Source organism: Ilumatobacter nonamiensis YM16-303 (assembly GCF_000350145.1).
GTDB lineage: Bacteria > Actinomycetota > Acidimicrobiia > Acidimicrobiales > Ilumatobacteraceae > Ilumatobacter_A > Ilumatobacter_A nonamiensis.
In genome coordinates this window covers 1-4,229 of the sequence record NZ_BAOL01000335.1, presented here as the reverse complement: position 1 = coordinate 4,229, position 4,229 = coordinate 1, and the positions used below count along the sequence as shown (strand labels likewise).

The window sequence follows — 4,229 nt, the reverse complement described above, 5'->3', positions numbered from 1 at the left end:
CATCACCACAAGATTCACGACGCCGACTGGCAGGTGAAGCTCGGCCCGCACCGAGAACTCACCGTGCATCTTCCCGACGGGACGATCATGACCACCGGACCGCCGTCACGACTGGCGAGTTGAGCCCGTCAGAGCCAGCCGCTGCGCCTGAACGCCCGGTAGAGCCCCAGGCACGCGGTGACCATCACCACCAGCACGATCGGATAGGCGAATCGGTTGTCCAGCTCGGGCATGTTGTCGAAGTTCATGCCGTAGATCCCGGCGATCATCGTGGGCACCGCCGCGATCGCGACCCACGCCGAGATCTTGCGCATGTCGTCGTTCTGGCGCAGGCCGACCTGGGTGGCGTTGGCGGCGAGCGCACTGGCGATCAGGTCGCGCAGCGTGTGCAGCTGATCGATCTGGCGCAAGAGGTGGTCGACTACGTCGCGGAAGTAGGCATCCCAGTCGGGGCGTCCCTTCACCAGTGGGTCGGCGCGCAGCGCAGCGATCGCCGTGCCGAGCGGTTGGAATGCCCGGTGCAGGCGGAGCATCTCGCGCTGGAGGAAGTACATCCGCTCGACCAGGTCGGCGTCGCGTCCCCGATCGTCCTCGGCGAAGACCGCCAACTCGACTTCGCTCACGTCGTCGTCGAGTCCGGCGAGCACCGCGTCGTAGGAGTCGACGACCTCGTCGATCACGCCGTGAACCACCGACACGGGGCCGTCGGCGACCGCCTCGGGACGCGCTTCGAGCCGCCGTCGAGCGGCGACGAGCGGTGTCGGGGCGCCACGCCGGATGACGACTGCCGAAACGTGGTCGCACAGCACCTGGATCTCGCCGAACTCGACGGTCTCGGGGTCGTCGACATAGTGCGCCGTGTGGAGCACCAGCAACGACCAGTCGTCGTAGCGCTCGAACTTCGGTCGTTGCCGGGCGGTGACCGCGTCCTCGACCGCCAGCGGATGCGGTCCGAACACGGTGAAGAGTTCGTTCAGTTCGGCCGAGCCGGGGTCATGCACGCCGGCCCACACGAATCCTCCGTCCTGGTGCGCCTTGCGGACGAGACGGTCCAGGTCACCTTCTTCGAACGACCCGTCTGCGTATCGCCGTGCATTCACGAGCATCGGGCGTGACCCTATTCGACCGCGAGGCGCCGTGGTTCGATGGCGTCACTCCTGATCGGACGTCACTCCTGGTCGGGCGTCGCGAGGATCCCCGCGACGAGGTTCGCCACGAGAGCGGCACGGGCAGGCATCGTCTCGACGATCACATGCTCGGAATCCGCATGTGCTCCCCCACCGACCGCGCCGAGACCATCCAGCGTCGCGACGCCGCGAGCGGCGGTGAAGTTGCCGTCGCTGCCTCCGCCGACGGCGAACCCTTCGATCCCGGGCGACACCCGCACAGCGATCGGGAACAGCGTCGCCGACGCGGACTCGGGCATCGGCGGCCGGTTGACGGCCCCGGTCACCGTGAGGCTCGCCGATTCGTCGACGGCCGTGAGCGCCGCCATCGCCGCCTCCACCCGTTGCTTCTCGGCTGCAGATTCCACTCGGACATCGACCTTGATGCGCGCCTCGGCCGGAACGACGTTGTCGGTCGTGCCGGCGGTCGCCACCGTGGGCGTGACGGTCGTGCCGACATCCGGGCGTCCGATCTCGTTGATCGCCAACACCTGATGAGCGGCCTCGACCAGGGCGTTCACACCGTTCTCGGGCTCCAGCCCCGCGTGCGCCGCCCGACCGGCGACCAGGACCTCGAACGTTCCGCACCCTTTGCGCCCGGTCTTCAGGCCACCACCGTCGGCCGACGGTTCGAGCACCAGCACGTTCCCACATGCGAGCGCCCGTTCCTCGATCAGGTCACGAGAGTGCACGGAGCCGACCTCCTCGTCGGCGCTGAACAGGATCTCGACGCCCGACACGTCGTCGAGGCGACTCATCCCGTGGAGCGACTGGACGATGCCGCCGAGCATGTCGAACACGCCCGGACCGGTCGCGACGCCGTCGGTCACGTCGAACGGTCGCTGTGCGAGCGTGCCCATCGGGAAGACGGTGTCGTGATGCCCGAGGATCAGCACCTGCGGGTCGCCGCCGCCCTTCCAGTGCACGTGCGGCCCGGCGGGACTCTCGACGAGCTCGCACGTTCCTCCGAGATGACGCTCGATCATCGACGCGACCGTCCGAGCCGACGTGGCGAGCGCGTCGAGATCGAGCGACGGCGACTCGATGTTCACGAGTTCGGCGAGGTCGTCGAGCATCGCGTCGAGATCGAAATCGGAGGCATCGACGAGTTGGGTCACGCGTTCGATCGTATTGGGTTCGCCCGCGCATCGAACCGGGAAGCGACGCCACCACCCATCGGGCACGGCCCGCGCGACGCGTGATGCGAGAATGCACCGATGGGTTCGGGGGATCATCGCCAGGAGTTGGCCGAGTTCCTGCGTGCCCGACGGGAGTCGATCCGTCCGGACCAGGTCGGTCTCCCGAGCGGTCGGGGCCGCCGCACGCCGGGGCTTCGCCGCGAGGAGGTCGCGCTCCTCGCGGGCGTCTCGGTCACCTGGTACACGTGGCTCGAACAGGGCCGCCGGATCAATGCGTCCGATGACGTGCTCCTCGCGATCGGGCGCGCCTTGCGCCTCGACGAAGCCGGCCAGGCGCACCTTCTCGCGCTCACCGATCCGGGCACGACCACCATCGAAGCCCCGAAGGAGGCTCCGAGCGCGTTGGTCCGACTGCTCGACGCGCTCATGCCCGCACCTGCATACGTGCTCGGACCGCACTGGGAGTTCGTGGCGTGGAACGATGCCCAGGAGCGGCTCTACCCCCGGCTCGCCGAGCTCGAGGGGACTCGGTGCAACCTGCTGTGGGTGCTGTTCGCGGACCCGACGACGCGCGACCTCATCATCGACTGGGACATTCATGCCCGCCAGGCGCTGGCCGAGTTCCGGTCGGCGACCTCGTCGCTCCGCCACGACCCGGCCATGGTCGAACTGGTCGACCTGCTGACCGCCGAGAGCGACGCGTTCGCCGAATGGTGGCCCGAGCACGACGTGTCCGACTTCGAGACCCGGCTGCGTCGCTTCGCCCACCCATCGGCGGGCGAGTTGACGTTCGAGTATCAGCAATTGTCGCCCGCCGAGTGGCCGGCGCTGCGCGTCGTCGCTCAACTCGCGGTTCCCGGCGACGATTCCGCGCAACGCCTGGCCGTTCGCCACTACCTCGTCTGAACCCGGCTTCAGCCAGGGCAGATATCCTGACCTTCCCCCCAATTCGACCAGAGGAAGCGATGGAGACGAACCAACTGACGACCGGCCAGCCCAAGAAGATCGGTGGATTCGCGACGCGCATCGCCCTGCTGATCGGGACCAACGTGGCCGTGATCGCCCTGCTGACGATCATCGCGTCGTTGTTCGGGATCAACCCGCAGGGCCTGGTGGGCCTCACGATCTTCGCCGCACTGTTCGGCTTCGGCGGGTCGTTCATCTCGCTCGCAATGTCGAAGAAGATCGCCAAGCGGTCGACCGGAGCGGTCACGATCGTCACCCCACAGAACGACACCGAGCGATGGCTCGTCGACACCGTCGCCCGCCTGTCCCGCGATGCCGGCATCGAGACCCCCGAGGTCGCCGTCTTCGACCACCCGGCACCGAACGCGTTCGCGACCGGAGCCAAGCGCAACGACGCGCTCGTCGCCGTGAGCGTCGGACTGCTCCAGCAGATGAAGCCGGACGAGGTCGAGGCCGTCCTCGCGCACGAGGTCGCACACGTCGCCAACGGCGACATGGTGACACTCACGCTCATCCAGGGCGTGGTCAACACCTTCGTGATCCTCATCTCACGCATCCTCGCGAACGTGATCATCAGCGCGATCTCGCGCGACGGTCGCGGCGGCGCGGGGATCTACTTCGTCGTCGTGATGGCACTCCAGGTCGTGCTCGGCTTCTTCGCCACGATGATCGTGATGTGGTTCAGCCGTCACCGCGAGTTCCGCGCCGACAGCGGATCGGCACGACTCACGAGCAGCGCGCAGATGGTGTCGGCACTCCAAGCGCTCCAACGCCAGAGCCTCGAGGACGATCTTCCCGACGAGGTCGCCGCCTTCGGGATCCGGCCGAGCAAAGGCGAGGGAATTCGCAAGCTGTTCTCGTCGCACCCTCCGCTCGACGCGCGCATCGCCGCCCTCCAGAACCCGAGGGGCTGAACCCGCAACTGCTCGTTCTCGTGAACAGTTCGCGCACGGAGCGC

The 4,229-nt window shown here is 67.7% G+C and carries 4 protein-coding genes; 2 read left to right on the top strand and 2 right to left on the bottom strand.

What is annotated here, in order from left to right; genetic code table 11:
- Window positions 1-128 precede the first annotated feature (128 nt).
- Complete coding sequence (locus ON45_RS20525; protein ID WP_040496642.1) at window positions 129-1,106, bottom strand: magnesium and cobalt transport protein CorA; 978 nt, start codon at window positions 1,104-1,106, stop codon at window positions 129-131.
- Window positions 1,107-1,168: 62 nt separating this feature from the next.
- On the bottom strand, window positions 1,169-2,242 hold the full coding sequence (locus ON45_RS20520; RefSeq protein WP_051063504.1) for a M20 family metallopeptidase: 1,074 nt from the start codon (window positions 2,240-2,242) through the stop codon (window positions 1,169-1,171).
- 141 nt (window positions 2,243-2,383) lie between these two features.
- Between ON45_RS20520 and ON45_RS20515 the strand changes: the two genes are divergently transcribed.
- Both ON45_RS20515 and htpX read left to right on the top strand, forming a co-directional pair.
- Window positions 2,384-3,211, top strand: a complete 828-nt coding sequence (locus tag ON45_RS20515) for a helix-turn-helix transcriptional regulator (RefSeq protein ID WP_040496639.1) — start codon at window positions 2,384-2,386, stop codon at window positions 3,209-3,211.
- A gap of 59 nt (window positions 3,212-3,270) precedes the next feature.
- Window positions 3,271-4,185 carry a protease HtpX gene (htpX, locus tag ON45_RS20510; protein WP_051063503.1) on the top strand — a complete coding sequence of 305 codons (915 nt, stop codon included), beginning with the start codon at window positions 3,271-3,273 and terminating at the stop codon, window positions 4,183-4,185.
- Window positions 4,186-4,229 lie beyond the last annotated feature (44 nt).